Source organism: Chryseobacterium vaccae, assembly GCF_009602705.1.
Taxonomy (GTDB): domain Bacteria; phylum Bacteroidota; class Bacteroidia; order Flavobacteriales; family Weeksellaceae; genus Chryseobacterium; species Chryseobacterium vaccae.
The window spans coordinates 107,647-127,084 of sequence record NZ_VSWH01000001.1 but is presented as its reverse complement, the minus strand read 5'-3'; the positions used below and the strand labels follow the sequence as shown (position 1 = coordinate 127,084).

General features: G+C 37.4%; 18 protein-coding genes. 5 read left to right on the top strand and 13 right to left on the bottom strand.

All coding sequences use genetic code 11. The features are described 5' to 3' along the window. Positions 1-30: 30 nt before the first annotated feature. Positions 31-873, top strand: coding sequence for a GLPGLI family protein (locus tag FW768_RS00530; protein ID WP_153391404.1), 843 nt, complete (start codon positions 31-33; stop codon positions 871-873). Between the two features lie 237 nt (positions 874-1,110). Here FW768_RS00530 and FW768_RS00525 read toward each other — a convergent pair whose 3' ends face one another. The 3 genes from FW768_RS00525 to FW768_RS00515 all read right to left on the bottom strand — a co-directional run bounded on the left by FW768_RS00525 (position 1,111) and on the right by FW768_RS00515 (position 3,083). Continuing rightward, positions 1,111-1,935: an acyl-CoA thioester hydrolase/BAAT C-terminal domain-containing protein gene (locus FW768_RS00525; RefSeq protein ID WP_153391402.1), complete on the bottom strand. Its 825-nt coding sequence runs from the start codon at positions 1,933-1,935 to the stop codon at positions 1,111-1,113. A gap of 61 nt (positions 1,936-1,996) precedes the next feature. Beyond that, complete coding sequence (locus tag FW768_RS00520; RefSeq protein ID WP_153391400.1) at positions 1,997-2,572, bottom strand: Crp/Fnr family transcriptional regulator; 576 nt, start codon at positions 2,570-2,572, stop codon at positions 1,997-1,999. A 13-nt stretch (positions 2,573-2,585) separates the two neighbouring features. Continuing rightward, positions 2,586-3,083 (bottom strand): hypothetical protein, encoded by a 498-nt coding sequence (locus FW768_RS00515; RefSeq protein WP_153391398.1) that lies wholly within the window; start codon positions 3,081-3,083, stop codon positions 2,586-2,588. A 478-nt stretch (positions 3,084-3,561) separates the two neighbouring features. Between FW768_RS00515 and FW768_RS00510 the strand changes: the two genes are divergently transcribed. From FW768_RS00510 to FW768_RS00500, 3 genes are all read left to right on the top strand, one after another. Beyond that, positions 3,562-4,356 (top strand): alpha/beta hydrolase, encoded by a 795-nt coding sequence (locus tag FW768_RS00510; RefSeq protein ID WP_153391396.1) that lies wholly within the window; start codon positions 3,562-3,564, stop codon positions 4,354-4,356. A 77-nt stretch (positions 4,357-4,433) separates the two neighbouring features. Continuing rightward, positions 4,434-4,949, top strand: coding sequence for a hypothetical protein (locus tag FW768_RS00505; protein WP_153391394.1), 516 nt, complete (start codon positions 4,434-4,436; stop codon positions 4,947-4,949). A gap of 96 nt (positions 4,950-5,045) precedes the next feature. Further along, entirely contained in the window at positions 5,046-6,209 is a 1,164-nt protein-coding gene (locus FW768_RS00500; RefSeq protein WP_153391392.1) for an AraC family transcriptional regulator, read from the top strand. A gap of 313 nt (positions 6,210-6,522) precedes the next feature. On the opposite strand, the gene FW768_RS00495 is transcribed toward FW768_RS00500, so the two are convergent. The 6 genes from FW768_RS00495 to FW768_RS00470 form a co-directional block, all read right to left on the bottom strand. Further along, the gene (locus FW768_RS00495) at positions 6,523-7,161 is read right to left on the bottom strand and encodes a hypothetical protein (protein ID WP_153391390.1); all 639 of its coding nucleotides are present in this window, start codon (positions 7,159-7,161) and stop codon (positions 6,523-6,525) included. Positions 7,162-7,396: 235 nt separating this feature from the next. Continuing rightward, on the bottom strand, positions 7,397-7,843 hold the full coding sequence (locus FW768_RS00490) for a hypothetical protein (protein WP_153391388.1): 447 nt from the start codon (positions 7,841-7,843) through the stop codon (positions 7,397-7,399). A gap of 131 nt (positions 7,844-7,974) precedes the next feature. Continuing rightward, positions 7,975-11,157: a carbamoyl-phosphate synthase large subunit gene (carB, locus tag FW768_RS00485; protein WP_153391386.1), complete on the bottom strand. Its 3,183-nt coding sequence runs from the start codon at positions 11,155-11,157 to the stop codon at positions 7,975-7,977. A 57-nt stretch (positions 11,158-11,214) separates the two neighbouring features. Further along, positions 11,215-11,568 carry a four helix bundle protein gene (locus FW768_RS00480; protein WP_153391384.1) on the bottom strand — a complete coding sequence of 118 codons (354 nt, stop codon included), beginning with the start codon at positions 11,566-11,568 and terminating at the stop codon, positions 11,215-11,217. 41 nt (positions 11,569-11,609) lie between these two features. After that, positions 11,610-12,683 carry a carbamoyl phosphate synthase small subunit gene (locus tag FW768_RS00475; protein WP_153391382.1) on the bottom strand — a complete coding sequence of 358 codons (1,074 nt, stop codon included), beginning with the start codon at positions 12,681-12,683 and terminating at the stop codon, positions 11,610-11,612. Between the two features lie 118 nt (positions 12,684-12,801). Next, on the bottom strand, positions 12,802-13,692 hold the full coding sequence (locus FW768_RS00470; protein ID WP_153391380.1) for an aspartate carbamoyltransferase catalytic subunit: 891 nt from the start codon (positions 13,690-13,692) through the stop codon (positions 12,802-12,804). A 240-nt stretch (positions 13,693-13,932) separates the two neighbouring features. Here FW768_RS00470 and FW768_RS00465 point away from each other — a divergent pair, with 240 nt between their 5' ends. Further along, positions 13,933-14,394, top strand: coding sequence for an Lrp/AsnC family transcriptional regulator (locus FW768_RS00465; RefSeq protein ID WP_153391378.1), 462 nt, complete (start codon positions 13,933-13,935; stop codon positions 14,392-14,394). Positions 14,395-14,722: 328 nt separating this feature from the next. Here the strand turns inward: FW768_RS00465 and argH are convergent, their stop codons facing one another. The 4 genes from argH to FW768_RS00445 form a co-directional block, all read right to left on the bottom strand. Continuing rightward, positions 14,723-16,027: an argininosuccinate lyase gene (argH, locus tag FW768_RS00460; protein ID WP_153391376.1), complete on the bottom strand. Its 1,305-nt coding sequence runs from the start codon at positions 16,025-16,027 to the stop codon at positions 14,723-14,725. A gap of 227 nt (positions 16,028-16,254) precedes the next feature. Then, entirely contained in the window at positions 16,255-17,337 is a 1,083-nt protein-coding gene (locus FW768_RS00455; RefSeq protein ID WP_153391374.1) for a M20 family metallo-hydrolase, read from the bottom strand. Beyond that, on the bottom strand, positions 17,312-18,103 hold the full coding sequence (gene argB / locus FW768_RS00450) for an acetylglutamate kinase (RefSeq protein WP_153391373.1): 792 nt from the start codon (positions 18,101-18,103) through the stop codon (positions 17,312-17,314). The genes FW768_RS00455 and argB overlap by 26 nt, the downstream gene beginning before the upstream one ends. Positions 18,104-18,399: 296 nt before the next feature. After that, a complete protein-coding gene (locus tag FW768_RS00445; protein WP_153391371.1) occupies positions 18,400-19,356 on the bottom strand; it encodes a Rossmann-fold NAD(P)-binding domain-containing protein in 957 nt (318 codons plus the stop codon). Between the last annotated feature and the right edge of the window lie 82 nt (positions 19,357-19,438).

Here is a 19,438-nt window from a genome sequence, read left to right as displayed (position 1 = left end):
TAGCCAGAAACACTTATTGAAAAAATTATTATGAAAAAAACGATAACTTTTGTCGCTCTTATTTTGTTTTCAGCCAACATTTTCTCACAAACCCACCGGTTTATTTATGATTTTAAATATAAAGTGGATACTCTGGATACGGAATATGACAAACAGGAAATGGCCCTGGACATTAATCCGGATGAAGTAAAGTTTTATGAATATCAATTTGCAGTAAACGACTCCCTCTCCAGGCTTCCGCAACATGAATACTCTCAATATACCAGCCAGTCTCAGCAGACACTCAAAAGGAAAATAAACACCAATAATAACCTCAACTATGTTCAGATTATGATGATGCCTTATTATTATGTTTATGAATCTAATGATCCTATCAAATGGAAGATAGAAAATAAAACCAAAACATTGGGAAGTTATAAAATTCAGAAGGCGACCACGTATTTCGGAGGCAGGAATTGGACTGCATGGTTTACTCCGGATATTCCGATTTCCGAAAGCCCCTATAAATTCAGGGGACTACCGGGTTTAATCCTTGCTGTTGAAGATTCACAGCAGCATTTTACCTATCAGCTGTCAAGAAATGTCAACTTTGATAAGACCTACGACACTTCAGGATTTCTTGAAAAACATTATAACCTGAATGCCCTGAAGATCAACTACAAAACATGGATCAAACTGAATCTGGAGTTTTACAATGATCCGTATGCCAGAATGAGAGCCGAGTTTAATCCGGATTGGTTTGTAAAGATTAACGACAGGAGAATTAAATCAAGAGAGGAGTTTTATGAACTCACCAAACCTACTCAGGATCAGATTCGAAGAGAGTACAACCCTATAGAAAGGGATAAGGCAATTCCTTACCCGAAAAAGTAAAAAGAATAAATACCACTGCTGCACGAATCATTTTATCCGCGTATCAGTGGCAAAAATAAATTAGCGAGAATAAATATTTTCACATCACAGTAATTTTATAATTCATCACAAAGGCATACAACGGTTAATAAAATGCTCGTGCTTTTAGGATAAGCAAAGCCGCTTCGATTATTTTTAAAATACAAGGTTTTATTGGGGTTTGAGTAAGTTTTCATACAAAATTTTAATAAGCAGATCTTAAAAATAATGCTGAAGAAAATCAAAGACTTTATCAAAATGCTTATAGGGCTCTGTATGTCCGCCTTCTAATCTGAGATGTTCATAATGATACCTGAAATTCTTTTGTTTCAGTCTTTGAACCATAGCATCAGACATTTCGGATGAAGGGCATATTTCATCTTTTGTACCTGAGATCAGCAAAACCGGACCTCTGATATTTTCAACCTGAATAAGGGCTTTTTGTTCTGCATCATGATCCTGGAGCATCGCTTCAAATGCCTTTCTGATATTTCTCTGAATCATAAAAGGTATAGCAGCTTCGTTGACGGGAATAAAAGGCAGCTCTTTATCCTGAAAGGTCCAGGTGGAGGTAGAAAAATGATCGGTATTACCGGGAAAAACAGCATGGCTTGAAGAAAGTCCGATAACACAGGAAATATCCGGATAATAACTTCCTAATAACAACGCCAGATCTGCTCCTCTTGAACCGCCCATTATAGCTATTTTGTCTGTATGAATTTTATTTTTTGCAGACTGAATTACCTTATAAACATCTTCAATTTCAATTTTTTCAAGCAGACGGGGTGAGTTTTTTGATCCGAAATAAGCTACTGCCAGAAAAGCATAGTCTTTGCCCAGAAACTGATCTCTCACCGTTTTCCATCGATTGGAGGCCCATGCATTCCCGCCTTCGGAGCCACCTAATCCTACAACAAGACCACGAATCTTTTTTGAAGGAGTATATAAAACGGCATCGGTATTTTTTGATACAAGGGTGTCCTGTGCTTTTAATATACTGCTCACAAAAAACAGAATCAGTAATGTTTTGAATAGTAGTTTCATTGCTTTTTTTGACAAAACTATTTCAATGGTTCCAATTTATTTTTGCTCTAGATCAAAAAATCTATTTTTCTGCCCTGAGCCTGCTGAGTGTAGACTGGGTAATTCCCAGATAGGAAGCGGTCATTCCCAGTGGGATACGGTGATAAATTCCTTTGTAAATTCTGAGAAAATGTTCATATTTTTCTTTGGCGGTCGTAAATCTCTGTGAGGTAATACGTTCCATCAAATGACCGAATACACTTCCCATGGAAAGCCTAGCATATCGCTCCATTTCCGGAAAATGATCAAATAAATAGACAAGATCCTGCACATTCAGGCAGAAGGTTTCTGTTTTTTCAAGGCAGTCGATGTAATAAATATCTTTTGTTCTTTCTATGAAACTTTTCGGTGAATTGATCCATTCATTTTCACAGGAAAAGTATTCGCTGATTTCAATTCCGTCTTTCAGATAATAGGTCCTTGCCAGCCCGTTAACAATAAAATAGCTTTTGGTACAGATCTTATCGGCATCCTGCAGCAATTCTCCTTTTTCAAAGACCTGAAAAGACAGTCTTTCAAGGAGTTCTTTTTTGAAGGGCTCTCTGATAGGAATATATTGGCTGAAATGTTTCAGGATAGGGTTGAATTCGGAGAACATCGGATTTTCTTGTTTATATCATTGCAGAAGTTATCATCGCCATATAATAATTGGCACAGTGTAAGGAATTGAGCAATAAAATGTCTTTATAGGAAGATGCTTCAAATGCATCAGAGGTTGTGATCCTGTATTCGTAATTCATAGAGGTCCATTTCAGGTGTGGCTTCATGACCATAAGCTCTGTTCCTTCCTGATCTGTAAGGACAAACGATTCTTTAAAAACCCCTCTATACTTAAAAGCATAACTTTCTTTTACTCCATTAAAATAGGTCTGCACCACAATTTCCCCGTTCCAGTTTAATCTGAATTTCAACAGTACTTTTTCATTGTCTTTCAGCTCTATGGTTGTTCCCCAAAAACCTTTTGGTTCAATTTGGTAGGAAACCTCCGACGTCTGTATCTCAGCGTTAAAACTGAACCAGCCTTTATAAATAAGTTTTCCTATTGTGTGTCCTTCATCAGTGACTTCAAAAGTGAGAGAATTAATGGATTTTGCCTGATATTCTGCCATGGTAAGTTTTTAGTTTGTTGAATTTCCTGCCTGTTTCTGAATCGTATGGTCTGCTTTTATTTATAACGCTCTAATTTATAAATAATTCCGTAAAATTTAAATTGTTTTTTCACCAAAAAGCAAAACACTATTAACAAGAAAATCCTTTCCATTTTAATGCTCCTGTTTAGAAATAATTTCCGGACGGTTTGTATTTTATTATTTAATATTAGCAGGAATATCAAGTTTCAACACCCTTCCATAAAACACGAAATAACACACTGTTTTTGAGTATATTATAAATAAGTTTCATCTTATAAGGTGGAGCATCTGCATGAAATAACCCGGCTATTTTTGCATTATCAACCTCAAAGAAAGAAGTACAAATTAAAAAACAACTAAACCCCAACAAAATGAAGACCCATGAACCAACTTTTAAATACGAAGCTTACTTCGACCATCTGCTATACACTTCATACCTAATCGTAAAACCAACCAGATGAACAGATATATTACAGCATGTCTCGGCACCTTGTTATTTTTTTTAACGGCCTGCCGGGAGGATACATTCGATCAGGAATACGTGAGGGAATTTACGCTTAATTCTTCCATTAACGGAAGCAGCTATCCTATTAAGGTTGCCCTGCCTAAAAATTACTCTGCCTCGTCAAAATATAAAACCATTTATGTCCTGGATTCGAAATGGGATTTTGATATTGTGGCACGGGAGGTTCAGAAACAGTCTGAAAATTCTCAACGCAATGATATTCTGGTAGTAGGTATTGGCTGGGGTAACGACCGGCTGGATGATTATCTTCCGGTTCCCTTCAAGGATGGAAAGGGTCTGGCCAGTGAATTTGCCCGGGTTATTGATGAGGAGCTCATTCCAAAGGTGGAACAGGATTTTCATGCAGCAGTCTCACGGGAAGACCGTACTATATTGGGTCATTCTGCCGGAGGACTGTTTGGAGCTTACTGCTTCACTAATTATCCTGATATTTTCGGCACCTACCTTTGTCTGAGTCCTTCACTTTGGATAGGAGATCAAATTGTACTTAAAGAAGAAAAAAAAAACCGGACTGCAAATCAGACCCGAAATGGTAGGTTCTTTTTAGCTGTTGGTGAACTTGAAGAAGAGGTAATGCGTCCACCTGTAGAAGCATTCCGTCAGATTCTTCATCAGCACTACACCGGTTTTTCACAACAATATAATCTGGCTAAAGGGCTGAACCATATGAGTTCCAAAAAGCCCAATATCCGGAAAGCCATTGCTTTTTATTTCCAACAACTTTAATCTGTTTTATGCGTTTGACATTCATCTTCCTTTTTATGACTGCCTTTTATATACAGGCACAAGATAGTACAAAACACGTGGCATCCCTAGAAATTAAACCGGCCATTGGCGGCACAGGCAGCTCAATAAAGCCTACTGTATCAACAATGATTCTTTATCCGCTGAATCACAGGTTTTCTGTGGTTTCCCATTCTATGTTCAGTTTTTTATTGTTCAGGAATTCCCCCCAACAGTATATTAAAACCCATTATAATTATTCATTTTCACAAAAAATGGGCTTAGGCTACTCTCTGTATGGGAAAAAAGGGAAAAGCCGACATACGTTACTGGCCTTAGGAGGTATAAAGTATGTAGCCTTTAAAGAAACTATGGACAATCCGGAGCTGGAAAAGGTAACGGTAAGCACCCGAAATACAGTTCCGGATTACGGTCTTATGTATGAATTTTCTCTGGGAAAAAAGAGATGTACATTTGATACAAGACTCTATCTTCCGTTAAGCCCCATCCGCTATTATCCGCTGGGTACATTAACCAATCTTGCCTATCTGGAAATGGGTATAGGAATCAAGCTCTATAAAATAAAAAAAGAATAGATGAAATATAGCTCTTAATGAAAAATAAATAAAATCATTGCTCAAAAAAGGGAAATCCGAATCTGATATTTGTTATTTTTACTTTTTTGATTTATTATGACCATGGCGGAAGGCTGGCAACTTATTTACATAGGCGGGATTTCAATATCACTGTTTCTTTTTATCATGCTGATCAGTAAGCAGAAGAAAACTACGGCAGATAAGATTTTGAGTACCTGGTTTTTGTTTGCTTTGATTCATCTGATACTCATTGCAGGCTATGCTTCAGGGTTTATCTATAAAATTCCGGCACTGGTCGGATGGGAATTACCACTCCCCTTTCTGCATGGTCCTTTTTTATATCTCTATATTTTGTTTCTAAGCGGCCAGCAGCGCTATTATGGTTTCCGGTATTTACTTCATTTTATTCCGACACTATTGGCATCTCTTTTATTGGCATTTGTCATTCCGGCAGCACGATTGGATACCTCTGCACTATCTGCTTTTACTCCCTTGTTTAAGGGAATTGTGGGATGCATTATGATTTCAGGGGTTGTATATGTGACCTTATCACTCCGCCTCCTCTACAGACACCGGCACAATATTGTGGGACAGTTCTCCAATACTGATAAAATCACGCTTAACTGGATGCGGTACCTTATTTCAGGGATGGGAATTATATGGATTGTTGTGATATTTATCCAATCGGCCCAGGCTGTGTATATTGCTGTTGCATTGTTTATTTTCTTTATCGGTTATTTTGGCATCCGCCAGGCGGGCATTTTTTCTAATCCGGCATCAATGCATGAAGTTCTTCTTCCAATTGTACTTGAACCGGACAGTCAGCCGGAAGAACCTGAGACTATCACAAAAACGGCCGACCGGATAAAATACGAAAAGACAAAACTGGAAGAGACCAAAGCAGGTGAAATTCAAGCAGAACTGGCTGCATTAATGAAAGAACAGGAATGTTATAAAGATCCTGAACTCACTCTAGGAGATCTGGCTAAAATGCTGAATATTCTTCCCGGTACTCTTTCACAGGTTATTAATTCAAAGGAGGGGAAAAACTTTTATGAATATATCAATACGCTCCGGGTAGAAGCTTTTAAAGAGTTGCTGCTACAACCGGAAAGCAGACAGTATACTTTACTGGCACTGGCATTTGAATGCGGATTTAATTCCAAAACCAGCTTTAACCGGAATTTTAGGAAAATTACCCAAATGTCACCCAGCAGTTATGTAAAGCAGCAGCAAATAGAAATACAGTTGGGAGATTAACAGCCTGTTTAAATTTCTGAAATTGATTTTTTGTATATCATTCAAATTTTTATCTTAATCATATTCTTTGAGTATTTTTTGATTAAAAAGAAGATGTTCTTATGATGCGTTTTTCTCACGCAAAGGTCTTCATTTTTGAAGCTGCTGATTTTAAGGGAGCAAAGGTTAGAATCAACTTTGTTGATTCGTCGAAGCGTATGGATAAACATCCCGCTTCATCAGCGACGAAGTCGCATAACTTTGCCTACTTAAAGTAAAGCAGAATTACTCATAAACCTTTGCTGTGAGCTTGAAGAAATATAAAACAAACCTATTATTTTATCCTTTTCCAGTCTCTGTCATACAGCTTTTTGAGTTTATTTTTAATATCCTGCTGAAAGACTTCTTTAGGCGTTTCGGATTGATCTAATACAATTTCGAAAGTCATAACTTCATCTTTATCATCAAACAGTTTATTATTGCTGTCTTTTGTTACAGTCATGATCACTTTATTGGAAGACTGAATATATTTCCAGCTGTTCACATTACAATTCACCGGTGAAATGGGTCTGAAATTTTTCCCGAACCGGTCTGAAACAAATAAATAAGCGGGGTCTTTTTCATTTAACAATTTATCCTTATTAAAATCAAGGTTTCTTATGGCATAAAAAATATGATTGGTCTTTTTGGAAACGTTAATTCCTTCTTCCGTACCATATTTGTAGTCATAATCCAGTATCAGAGTTTTCTTTTCTGTAAGCAGATGATATTCATTTGTGTTTGAATTAAGAAAGATGATGTTCCAATATCCATTATCCGGCATTTCCTTATAAGAGTACTTTCCGTTTTCTCTTGGGTTTTCCCCCATCTGTAATGGAAACATTAAAATACCTGTACTGTCAATTTCAATAAAAGAATTGGTCTGAATATTCAGATTTTCTATAGGAGAAGAGGTTTCTGCTTCTTCGCTCATACTTTGAGAAATTTCCGGATCTTTCTTACAGGAAAATAAGCATACGAGCATAATACAATTTTTTTCATGGAATATTTTTATTAATTTTTAATTAGTTTTAATCGGGGAAAGCGTTTCTTTATAGTTTGTCCCGTTTATATTTCCAAGCCGTTTGCCGTTTGTACCGGGCAGCATTGAAATTGAGTGTAATTTATTTTTGGAAAGTAATGTTTTAAGAAAATCTACTGAAAGCCTTTTATTGAATTTTATAAACATAATCATCTTTAATTTCTTCTGACTTTTCTCTTAGCTCTTTAATGTCAAAATTCTGCCCATCAATTTCAACACTCCTTATGCCTCTCACCCAGTAATAATTATGTGTTTTTTCGATCCTTACCGTTGAATGCGGGGGAATTTCAATGGTGATCAAAGAATCAGTAATACTTATTTTTTCCAAGGATCGCAGGTTTTTATTCCTTTTAAAAACTCTGGGTTTTACAATGTCTTCCTGATAATTGAAACTGAAATGTCCATAACCATCATTATTCAATGCATTGGTTATCTTTCTTGCATAATTGATTTTTACAACTTTGTTGGTCTGTGTCAGATTCTGGATATAAAAATCTGTTGGTATTGAGCACCCCAACAAAATAAAGATGAAAATAACTCCGTAGATGATTTTAAATTTCTTTAGAAGATGCATTGATTCTGATTTAAAGTTTTGTAAAATTACCTGATACTCTTTTATTCAAAAATATTTGCATCCGAATTTAATAAAAAAACCTCACAGATTATAAAAATCTATGAGGTTTACAATATTATTTTAAGTTCTGATTACATGGTTTCCATTTTGAAACTCATGCTTTCAATTACTTTTAAGATGGCTTCTACTGTATCCATTGAAGTCAGACAAGGTACTCCGTTTTCCACGCTCATTCTTCTGATCTGGAATCCGTCTCTTTCTGCCTGTTTTCCTTTGGTGGTTGTGTTCACTACATACTGAACTTTTCCTTTCTGGATCAGGTCGATCAGGTTCACATCTTCTTCTCCGATTTTGTATCCTATTTTACAAGGAATTCCTTTTTCTTCAAAGAATTTCGCGGTTCCTTCTGTAGCCCAGATTCTGAAACCTACTTCATGGAATCTTGCCGCAAGGTCAGCTGCTTCCTGCTTATGTTTATCTGCTACTGTGAAAAGGATTGAACCATGCATCGGAACTTTTCTTCCTGCTGCGATAAGTCCTTTGTACAGGGCTTTTTCCAAGGTCGTATCTTTCCCCATTACTTCTCCTGTAGACTTCATTTCAGGGCCTAAAGAGATGTCAACCTTCGTCAGTTTTGAGAAAGAGAATACCGGAACTTTTACAAATACTCCTTCTTTATTTGGAACCAGGCCGTCTTTGTAGCCCAGATCTGTTAATTTCTGTCCAAGAATGGCTTTTGTTGCCAGATTAGCCATCGGAACTTCTGTAATTTTGGAAAGGAAAGGAACGGTTCTTGAAGATCTTGGGTTTACTTCGATCACATAAACGTTTCCTTCGAAAAGAACATACTGGATATTCATTAATCCGATTACGTTCAGTCCTTTTGCCAGTCTTTTTGTATAATCTACCAGTGTTTCAACTTCGCTTTGTGAAATATTCTGCGGCGGATATACAGCGATAGAGTCTCCGGAGTGAACTCCTGCTCTTTCGATGTGCTCCATAATTCCGGGAATCACAACAGTTTCCCCGTCACAGATTGCATCTACTTCAATCTCTTTACCTACCATGTATTTGTCTACAAGGACAGGATGTTCAGGGCTTGCATCTACTGCATGCTCCATATAGTGTGCCAGCTCTGCTTCTGCGTATACGATCTCCATTGCTCTACCTCCAAGAACGTAGCTTGGACGTACTAATACCGGATAACCGATTTCATTCGCAATTTTAATCGCTTCTTCTTTTGAAGTTGATGTTTTTCCTAAAGGCTGAGGAATTCCCATTTCCTGAAGTGCCTTTTCAAATTTATCTCTGTTTTCAGCTCTGTCAAGGTCTTCCAGAGAAGTTCCCAGGATCTGTACTCCATGAGAGGCCAGTTTATCGGCAAGGTTAATCGCAGTCTGTCCTCCGAACTGTACTACTACTCCTTTAGGCTTTTCAAGATCGATGATATTCATTACATCTTCTTCTGTAAGCGGCTCGAAGTATAGTTTATCAGAGATTGAGAAGTCTGTGGAAACCGTTTCAGGATTGTTATTGATGATGATTGCTTCATAACCCATTTCTTTGATGGCCCAAACCGAGTGAACGGTTGCATAGTCGAATTCAACTCCCTGCCCGATTCTGATAGGTCCTGAACCCAGTACAATGATCTTCTCTTTATCTGAAACAACGCTTTCGTTTTCTTCTTCGTAAGTTCCGTAGAAATAAGGGGTTTCACTTTCAAATTCAGCGGCACAGGTGTCTACCATTTTGTAAACCGGCATCACTCCGTTTTCTTTTCTGAAGTTGAAAACCTCACGCTCTTTTACTTCCCAAAGAACTGCAATATTGATATCGGCAAATCCTAGTTTTTTAGCCTGAATTAAAGTTTCTTTATCAAATTTATTGTCTGCGATCACTTTTTCGAAGTCAACCAGTTTTTTCAGTTTCCAGATGAAGAACTTATCGATTTTACTCCATTCTACAATCTGTTCCCAGTCATATCCTCTTCTTAAAGCATCTCCGATGATGAATAATCTCTCATCGTCGCATACTCTGATTCTTCTTTCAATTTCTTCAGCTGTAAGAGCCTCTGCCTGCTTCGTTTTTAATCCTAAATGCTTGATTCCTGTTTCTAAGGAACGGATCGCTTTCTGTAAAGATTCTTCGAAGTTTCTTCCGATAGCCATTACTTCTCCTGTTGCTTTCATCTGAGTAGAAAGTCTTCTGTCCGCCGTTTCGAATTTATCGAATGGGAATCTTGGGAATTTTGTTACCACATAGTCAAGAGCAGGCTCGAAACAAGCGTATGTTTTTCCTGTTACCGGGTTCATGATCTCATCCAGCGTTAATCCTACCGCGATTTTCGCCGCAATCTTTGCAATCGGATACCCTGTTGCCTTACTTGCTAATGCTGATGAACGGGAAACTCTAGGGTTAACCTCAATGATATAATAGTCGAATGAATGCGGATCTAAAGCCAGCTGCACGTTACATCCTCCTTCAATTCCCAATGCTCTGATGATCTTTAAGGAAGCATTTCTCAATAACTGATACTCTCTGTCTGAAAGGGTCTGGGAAGGTGCTACTACGATTGAATCTCCCGTGTGAACTCCGACCGGATCAATATTTTCCATGTTACAAACTACAATTGCATTGTCGTTCGCATCACGCATTACTTCGTATTCTATTTCTTTGAAACCTGCAATTGATTTTTCAATAAGACACTGGGTAACAGGACTGTACTTCAGTCCTAATTCAGCAATCTCTTTCAATTCTACTTCGTTGGAAGCAATTCCTCCTCCGGTTCCTCCCATTGTGAAGGCCGGACGAACGATTACAGGATAACCGATATTGTCAGCGAATCCTAAAGCACCTTCTACCGTGTTAACGATGTCAGATTCCGGAACGGGCTCATTCAGTTCTCTCATCAGCTCACGGAAAAGGTCTCTATCTTCTGCTCTGTTGATTGCTGAAAGCTTTGTTCCCAGTACTTCTACTTTACATTCTTCAAGGATTCCGGACTTTTCCAGCTCTACCGCCATATTAAGACCCGTCTGTCCTCCAAGTGTCGGTAAAAGTGCATCAGGACGCTCTTTTCTGATAATGTGGCTTACAAACTGTAATGAAATCGGCTCGATATATACTTTATCAGCGATTTCCACATCTGTCATGATTGTTGCAGGGTTTGAATTGATCAGGATCACTTTGTAACCTTCTTCTTTCAAAGACAAACAAGCCTGCGTTCCTGCGTAATCAAATTCTGCTGCCTGACCAATAATGATAGGTCCTGAACCGATTACTAAAATTGTTTTTATATCTGTACGTTTTGCCATTTTCTAATTTAGATATGAGATGCCAGATGTCAAATTTCAGACTTTCCAGCGTTGTGTTTACTTTTTTAGATTAGATTTGAATGTATAAATCATTCTTTGAATTTCATTCAGATTTGATATTAGACTGTTGATTTTTTCTACATCAAGTAAATTTAATTCTCTAGTTAAGATTAACTGTGTCTGCAATTCAAAAGAGGAAGCATTTGCAATACCAAGAAAATGATAAAATTCCCGATCGTTATTTCTTCCTGCTCCTTCCGCAATATTTGATGGAATTGAAATTACTGACCTTTTTATTTGAGAAATCAAACCAAACTTTTCATCTTTAGGTAATTCTGAACAAATGATATAAACCTGTTTTGCAAGTTCAATTAATTTTTGCCAAAAAACTAATTTTTCAAAATTATGCATGATAGAGTCTGTTATCTGATGTCTAATATCTGAAGTCTTTCTTACTTTTTAAAGTCCTCCATCATTTGAATGAACTCATCAAACAGGTAATTCGCATCTTCCGGCCCCGGGCTTGCTTCAGGGTGATACTGAACTGAGAAGCATGGGTGGATCTTGTGTCTTAGCCCTTCGTTGGTTCTGTCGTTCAATGCGATGTGCGTTTCGATAAGGTCTGTTCCTTTCAAACTTTCCTGGTCTACTGCATAGCCATGGTTCTGGGAAGTAATTGCTACTTTGTTTTTCTCTAAATCCAGTACCGGGTGGTTTCCTCCTCTGTGTCCGAATTTCAGTTTGAAAGTTTTTGCTCCGCAGGCCAATCCGATCAGCTGGTGTCCTAAACAGATTCCGAAGATGGGAACTTTTCCTAATAATCCGCGGATCATATCCAGAGCATGTGGTACATCTTCCGGGTCACCAGGACCATTTGAAAGCATGATTCCGTCAGGGTTCATCAACAGGATCTCTTCAGCAGTAGTATCCTGGGAAACTACGATAATATCACAGTTTCTCTGAGATAATTCTCTGATAATTCCCAGTTTTGCTCCGAAATCCACCAAAACAACTTTGAAACCTCTGTTTGGATTGGCATAAGGTGTTTTTGTAGAAACCTCTTCCACCTGATTGATTGGGAAAGTAGTTGATTTCAATTCTGAAGCTACTGCATTTTCATCTGCATCAGCATTCACAATTTTTCCTTTTACTACTCCATGATTACGAAGAATTCTGGTTAACCTTCTTGTGTCGATTCCTGAAATTCCTGAAAGGTTTTTCTTCTTAAATAATTCATCTAAAGTAATCTGAGTACGGAAATTAGAAGGAAGATCACAAAGTTCTTTTACGATAAGTCCTTTAATAGCCGGCTCAATACTCTCATAATCATCACGGTTAATACCATAATTCCCGATAAGCGGATAGGTCATACAAACAATCTGACCGCAGTAAGACGGGTCAGAAATCAGTTCCTGATACCCTGTCATTCCGGTATTGAAAACTACTTCTCCGGCAGTTTCCAAATCTGCTCCGAAACCTTCTCCATGAAACACTTCACCGGACTCCAGTATTAATTTTTTCTTCATTTTTTTTATTTAGATTTTCTTTTTTTATTAACAGGCCGCCCCTACGGGGCTTATTCTTATTATTTTCCAAGGGTTTCACCCATGGCTATGATAAGTCGCCCCTTTGGGGCTCTTTCTTTTATTTAAATGTATATCCTTTTTGCTCCAGAGCTTCTTTTAGGATTGCCATTCTTGCAAAAACTCCGTTTTGCATCTGTCTGAAGATTCTTGAACGTTTACATTCCACAAGATCGGTATCTATTTCAACACCTCTGTTGATGGGTGCCGGATGCATGATGATTGCACTATCTTTCATTGATTTTTCTCTTTCTTTGGTTAAGCCGTATCTTCTGTGATATTCGGAAGCGGAGAAACTCATTTTGGCATCGTGTCTTTCGTGCTGTATTCTTAAAAGCATGACAACATCTACTTCAGTAATCAGCTCATCTACCGCCAGATAGGTTCCGTTGATTAAGGCTCCTTCATCAAACCATTGTTCCGGTCCTGAGAAGTATACTTTTGCGCCTAATCTTCTTAAGGCTTCGGCATTGGAGTTGGCTACACGACTGTGCTTTACATCCCCTACGATCCCTACTTTCAGTCCTTCAAACTTTCCGAATTCCTGATAAATCGTCAGCAGATCCAGCATACACTGCGAAGGATGGTTTCCTGTTCCGTCTCCTCCATTGATTACCGGAATGCTGATGTTTTTCAGTTCGTCAAAATAACGGTCTTTTTTATCTCTGATCACCACCAGATTCACTCCGATACTTTCTATAGTCTTTACGGTATCATAAAGACTTTCCCCTTTATTTACAGAACTGTTGGAAGCATCAAAGGGAACTACCTGCAGTCCCAGTTTTCTTTCTGCCATATCAAAGCTTGTCTTTGTTCTTGTACTGTCTTCAAAGAAAAGATTTGAGCAAAAAACTTCTCCTTCAATTTTAGCAGTTTTTCCATTGGCAAAAGCCATTGCTTCGGCCAGTATACTGTTGATTCTCTCGGTGCTAAGTTCTGTAATCGTAAACATATTTCTTAATTTTTGAACATAAAAAAAGCGAAGACAAATCTTCGCTTAATAACAATAAATATCGTAAAGGGCGCTCTCGCCCGGTAATTCTAATGATATAAATACTTTTTTATTCATTAGGTGCAAAGATATAAAAAGTTCACGAATCTACAAAACCATTTTTCCAAAAAAATTAAACCGGTGGTTCTTTCCTTATTTTCATTTATAAATACTATTTTTGTTTCAACTCAAATTTATTTTATGGATTTAAAAGACAAAATGATTCTCAGCATCATCCAGGAAGACTCTACTTTATCTGTTAAGGAAATATCAGAAAGGATCGGTCTTACCTTCACTCCTACTTATGAACGAATCAAACAATTGGAGAAGCAGGGCATCATTGAGAAATATGTAGGTCTTTTAAACCGTGAAAAGCTGGGGCTTAATATTGTGGTGTATTGTAATGTCCGTTTAAAGGAACAATCCCAGAAAGTTCTGGAAACTTTTGAGAAGAACATTGGCAAACATGACGAAGTACAGGAGATCATCAGTCTTTCCGGCGAGTACGATTATATGCTTAAAATTATCGCTAAGGATATTAACTCATATAATGATTTCGCAGTTAATGTTATTTCGAATATCCCCAATATCGGACAATACCACAGCTCTATTGTGCTTCACGAGGTGAAAAAATCTACAAAGTTTAAGATTGATCTGGAATAGTTTGTCTTCATTTGATAATTTATTAATAATCGTAAGAATACACAAGGAGAAATATTGCTGAGCGTTTTTAAAATAAAGAAAGTTTTTTTACTTTGTTGAACTTTATACCTTTTGTTTTTATCTCAGTTCGCCTGCACTCAATCTAATTTCCATTCTTATCCTTTTTACAGATCTACAACATTTATTTAATTCAAATCTATTCTCACAATTTTAAAGATGCTTCGATTCCGCTCAGCATGACAGCCCTGCAGAACGTCGTTCGTAATCAGAAGTATCAACTGAGCGAAATCGAAGCTTTGATAAGATCTTTAACAAATGTTGTCTTAGATCAACCCAATAATTTATTTTTCAGCTTATTGAACTGGTATTCTATTTTATCGAGGCTGAGATTTCCGATACTTCCCTGGTGGGTATGATTCAACTCTCCTGCTTCAAAATCAAATTCATTGTTTTCAATCTCCTGTCCTACTTTGATGTAAGCATCCCGGAACGAACTTCCGTTTTTCACTTCTTCATTGATTTTCTCTACACTGAAAAGATATTTATATTTTTCGTCTTCCAGAATTCCATCTTTTACCTGAATATTCGGAAGGGTATAATTTAAAATTTCCAGACATTCTTTTAATGAATCAATAGCTGGAAAAAGAATCTCTTTTGTAAGCTGTACATCTCTGTGGTAGCCCGACGGAAGATTGTTGGTAAGTATAATCAGTTCATTCGGAAGCGACTGGATTCTGTTGCAACGGGCACGAACCAGCTCAAAAATGTCCGGATTTTTTTTATGCGGCATAATGCTGCTTCCTGTGGTAAATTCTTTCGGAAAGCTGATGAAATTGAAGTTCTGATTAAGATACAGACATACATCATACGCAAATTTCGAAAGCGTTCCAGCTAAGGCTGCCATGGACATGGCCAGTAATTTCTCAGATTTTCCACGCGTCATCTGGGCATATACTGAATTATAATTCATTGACTGAAATCCCAGATTATAGGTAGTGCTTTCACGGTCGATCGGAAATGAAGAGCCATATCCTGCTGCTGAACCCAAAGGATTTTTGTTGATGATATTTTTCACTGAAAACAGCAGTTCAACATCATCCAGCAACGCTTCAGCATAAGCCCCGAACCACAACCCGAAAGAAGACGGCATTGCAATCTGCAAATGTGTGTATCCGGGAAGCAATACATTTTTATGCTGATCTGCAAGTCCCGTAAGGATCTGAAAAAACTCATCTGTTAATACGGTAATCTCACGAATCTCGTCTAAAAGATAGAGTTTGATGTCTGTCAAAACCTGATCATTACGTGATCTTGCGGTATGGATCTTCTTTCCGGTATCGCCTAATTTTTCAATGAGTATCGCTTCGATCTGAGAATGAATATCTTCAGCTTGTTTATCGATCTCAAAATAATTGTTCTCAATATCATTCAGAATGGTTTCCAGAACGGAAAGCATCTGTTTTGATTCTTCACCGGAGATAATTCCGGTTTCTGCCAGCATTTTACAATGTGCCATTGAACCTTTAACGTCGTATTTTGCCAGACGTTCATCAAAGTCAAGATCTTTTCCGACTGTAAAATTGTTGACTAATATATTGGTAGCAAGGTTATCCTTTTGCCATATTTTTTTCATAGATAATTATTTAATATTGTTTCAGCAGCCCGACAGGAATCCTTAACTATACTGTTACCAGTAAAAAAACTATTAAAAAAACATCTCCACATTCAAAAGCTTTTGTTTTTAATTTTTCTTTTTGCATAAATCCTTATTAAAAACTCCACTTTAATTTCCTGCCGAGCGTAGCTAAAACATGTATTGTTGATGAGAAGCTTTAAACCTAAACTATCACTTCTTCTTTTTTATAAAACTTTTTCCAGAATCCGGATATAGATTTCAATTCCTTCTTCTATTTCTCCTATATGGATGTACTCATCTGCTGTATGGGAGCGCCTGCTGTCTCCAGGTCCTATTTTTACCGATGTACAAGGAATGATCGCCTGATCCGAAGAGGTAGGTGAACCGTACGTGGTCCTTCCTATTTCCAATCCGGCCTGTACAAACGGGTGATCCATTTCAATCTTTGACGAGTTAAGCCTGAATGACCTTGCCCTGAGTTCTGACTTCATCTGTGACTGAATGATTTCAAATGCCTCTTTATTGGAATATTCATCGGTACCCCTTACATCCAGCGTGAAAGAACATGATTCCGGAACCACGTTATGCTGTACGCCGGCATGAATTCCTGACAACGTTATTTTTACTTCACCCAGATAGTCTGAAATTTTAGGAAACCTGAAGTTTAAGATATGCTGAAGATCTTCCATGCATTTTACAATGGAATTATCATCGTTTGGATGAGCAGCATGAGAAGGAGTTCCTTTCATTTCCCCGTCAATAACCAAAAGTCCTTTTTCCGCGATCGCCAGATTCATCTGCGTGGGTTCACCTACAATAGCGAATTCCACATTGGGAAGCTGCGGAAACAGGGCTTCAATTCCATCAAATCCTGAAATCTCCTCCTCTGCTGTCAAAGCAATAACTAAATTATATTTTAAATCTTCTTTTTCATAAAAATGTAAAAAAACCTGAGCCATAGAAACCAAAGAGGCCCCCGCATCATTGCTCCCCAGTCCATACAGCTTTCCGTCTTTTTCTATTGGCAGAAACGGGTCCAGCGCATATGCTTTGTTGGGTTTTACCGTATCATGATGCGTATTGAGCAGAACAGATGGTTTGAATACATCAAAATTCTTATTCACCGCCCAGATATTGTTTTTAAAACGTTTTGTAGGGATCTGATGTTTTCTGAAGAAGTTTTCAATTTCTACCGATGTATTGAATTCATCTTTACTGAATGAAGGAATTTCAATCAGTTTTTTAAGCAGCCCTATAGCATTACTCAATAATTCTTCTTTATTATAAACAGATTTCAGTTCCTGCATGATGATTTTCTATATGATTTTTAAGTTCGGTTTCTTTGATCAGAAATACTTTATTTACATTGTTTTTTATAGCTCCCAAAGCATTTTCCAGTTTGGGAAGAATTCCTTTATGAAGTTTCCCCTGTTCTTTCAATGTCAAAAACTTCTCCTCAGAAACATTTCTGATAACGGAATCCGGATTATTAACATCTTCCAAAACCCCTTCTTTATCAAAACAATACAACAATTCAACTTCATATTTCTCCGATAAAGCCTGCGCCATTACAGAAGCAATGGTATCTGCATTGGTATTGAAAAGATTTCCTTTTTTATCATGGGTAATCGCAGAAAATACAGGAACAAGATCAAGCTTAATTAGTTTTGAAACCAGCTTCCTGTTCACACTCTTCTTATTAATATCTCCAACATATCCGAAATCAATTTCAGGATGTTCTCTTTTTTTGGCTTTAATTAAGTTTCCGTCTGCCCCCGAAAACCCTATGGCGTTACATTTTTTCTGCTGCAATTTTTCAACAATATTCTTATTGATTCCGCCCGCATACACCATCGTTACAATATCCAACGTCTCTTTATCTGTAATCCTTCTTCCATTAACCATCTTCTGTTCTACACCAAGCTTATCTGCCAGCGTTGTCGCCAGCTTACCTCCTCCATGAACAAGAATTTTCTTTTCTTTAATTTCGGAAAACTGCTCCAGGAAATGATTTAACAATTTTTCATCGTCAATCAGAGCGCCTCCTATTTTTATGATGTACAGCTTGTTCATTACAGATTGTGGTGTTTTTTGATATTTGTTTGATAATTTTATTTAATAGGATTTTACCCTATTCTTTGTTAAATGATTTTATATTTTATTTAATAGGATTGCATCCTATTCTTGGGTAAATCATCCCGTTGGGATTCTTTCTTTTTGGGTATGTTATCTTTGTTTTGTTTAATAGGATTGCATCCTATTCTTTGTTGAATCGTCCCTTCGGGACTTTAATCCGGATTTTATATTTCAATTTGACAGGATTCTATCCTGTCCTTTGTTGAATCATTCTTTTGGAACTCTTTTGGATATTATGATTTTATGTTGTCCAACATTTCGCTGAAGATGGTCTGAGCAGAGAATATCCGGTTTTTTGCCTGTTGATAGATAATGGAGTTTTTACCATCCATGACCTCGTCGCTGAGTTCTACATTTCTGCGGACGGGAAGGCAATGCATTACCTTTGCATCGTTGGTATTTTCCAATTTTTCATTGGTCAGCATCCAGTTTTCTTTTACCTCAGGCATTGCTGCATAATCTTCAAAAGACGACCAGTTTTTCACATAAATAAAGTCTGCATCTTTCAGAGCTTCGTTCTGATCATGAATTACTTTTACATCTTTTGTAAAATTTTTATCCAAATCATAACCTTCCGGATTGGTGATCACAAAATCCACATCCATTTCCTGCATCCATTCTGCAAAAGAGTTTCCTACTGCGTGGGCAATCGGTTTGATGTGAGGTGCCCAGGTGAGAACCACTTTTGGTTTGCGTTCTTCTTTCCAGCTTTCAGTAATTGTAATACAATCTGCAAGGCTTTGTAAAGGGTGACGGGTTGCTGATTCCAGAGAAATAACGGGTACTTTTGCGTGCTGCTCAAACTGACTCAAAATACTTTCGTTAACATCATCTTCCTTAACTTTCATTCCCGCAAAACAACGTACCGCGATGATGTCACAATATTGATTTAAAACCTCAATAGCATCTTTGATATGTTCTACCGTATCTCCGTTCATTACGGCTCCATCGGCAAATTCAAGATTCCAGGCTTCCTGGGCTGCGTTTAAAGTCAATACATTTAGTCCTAAATTCTGAGCCGCTATCTGGCTGCTTAAACGGGTTCTCAAACTTGAGTTCAAAAATACCAATCCAATTGTTTTTCCTTTTCCTTTTTCAGTTTCCGAAAGAGGATTTTCTTTAATTTCTAAAGCTTTTTTTATAATATCCTGTAAGCTTTCTACATCACTCACAGAGGTGAATTTTTTCATTTGTTAGTTTCTGTTTTTTTAATGGATAAATGGAATATCCATTTTAAAGATTTTGTTTACACATTAATTGTTGATCCGGCAC

Bases quoted from the DNA above. Each gene is read 5' to 3' on its own strand.
- FW768_RS00470 (WP_153391380.1), bottom strand. From the start codon at position 13,692: ATGTTTACGATTACAGAACTTAGCACCGAGAGAATCAACAGTATACTG.
- FW768_RS00520 (WP_153391400.1), bottom strand. From the start codon at position 2,572: ATGTTCTCCGAATTCAACCCTATCCTGAAACATTTCAGCCAATATATT.
- FW768_RS00510 (WP_153391396.1), top strand. From the start codon at position 3,562: ATGAACAGATATATTACAGCATGTCTCGGCACCTTGTTATTTTTTTTA.
- FW768_RS00465 (WP_153391378.1), top strand. From the start codon at position 13,933: ATGGATTTAAAAGACAAAATGATTCTCAGCATCATCCAGGAAGACTCT.
- FW768_RS00515 (WP_153391398.1), bottom strand. From the start codon at position 3,083: ATGGCAGAATATCAGGCAAAATCCATTAATTCTCTCACTTTTGAAGTC.
- FW768_RS00480 (WP_153391384.1), bottom strand. From the start codon at position 11,568: ATGCATAATTTTGAAAAATTAGTTTTTTGGCAAAAATTAATTGAACTT.
- FW768_RS00445 (WP_153391371.1), bottom strand. From the start codon at position 19,356: ATGAAAAAATTCACCTCTGTGAGTGATGTAGAAAGCTTACAGGATATT.
- FW768_RS00455 (WP_153391374.1), bottom strand. From the start codon at position 17,337: ATGCAGGAACTGAAATCTGTTTATAATAAAGAAGAATTATTGAGTAAT.
- carB (WP_153391386.1), bottom strand. From the start codon at position 11,157: ATGGCAAAACGTACAGATATAAAAACAATTTTAGTAATCGGTTCAGGA.
- FW768_RS00490 (WP_153391388.1), bottom strand. From the start codon at position 7,843: ATGCATCTTCTAAAGAAATTTAAAATCATCTACGGAGTTATTTTCATC.
- FW768_RS00525 (WP_153391402.1), bottom strand. From the start codon at position 1,935: ATGAAACTACTATTCAAAACATTACTGATTCTGTTTTTTGTGAGCAGT.
- FW768_RS00495 (WP_153391390.1), bottom strand. From the start codon at position 7,161: ATGAGCGAAGAAGCAGAAACCTCTTCTCCTATAGAAAATCTGAATATT.
- argB (WP_153391373.1), bottom strand. From the start codon at position 18,103: ATGAACAAGCTGTACATCATAAAAATAGGAGGCGCTCTGATTGACGAT.
- FW768_RS00530 (WP_153391404.1), top strand. From the start codon at position 31: ATGAAAAAAACGATAACTTTTGTCGCTCTTATTTTGTTTTCAGCCAAC.
- FW768_RS00500 (WP_153391392.1), top strand. From the start codon at position 5,046: ATGACCATGGCGGAAGGCTGGCAACTTATTTACATAGGCGGGATTTCA.
- FW768_RS00475 (WP_153391382.1), bottom strand. From the start codon at position 12,683: ATGAAGAAAAAATTAATACTGGAGTCCGGTGAAGTGTTTCATGGAGAA.
- argH (WP_153391376.1), bottom strand. From the start codon at position 16,027: ATGAAAAAAATATGGCAAAAGGATAACCTTGCTACCAATATATTAGTC.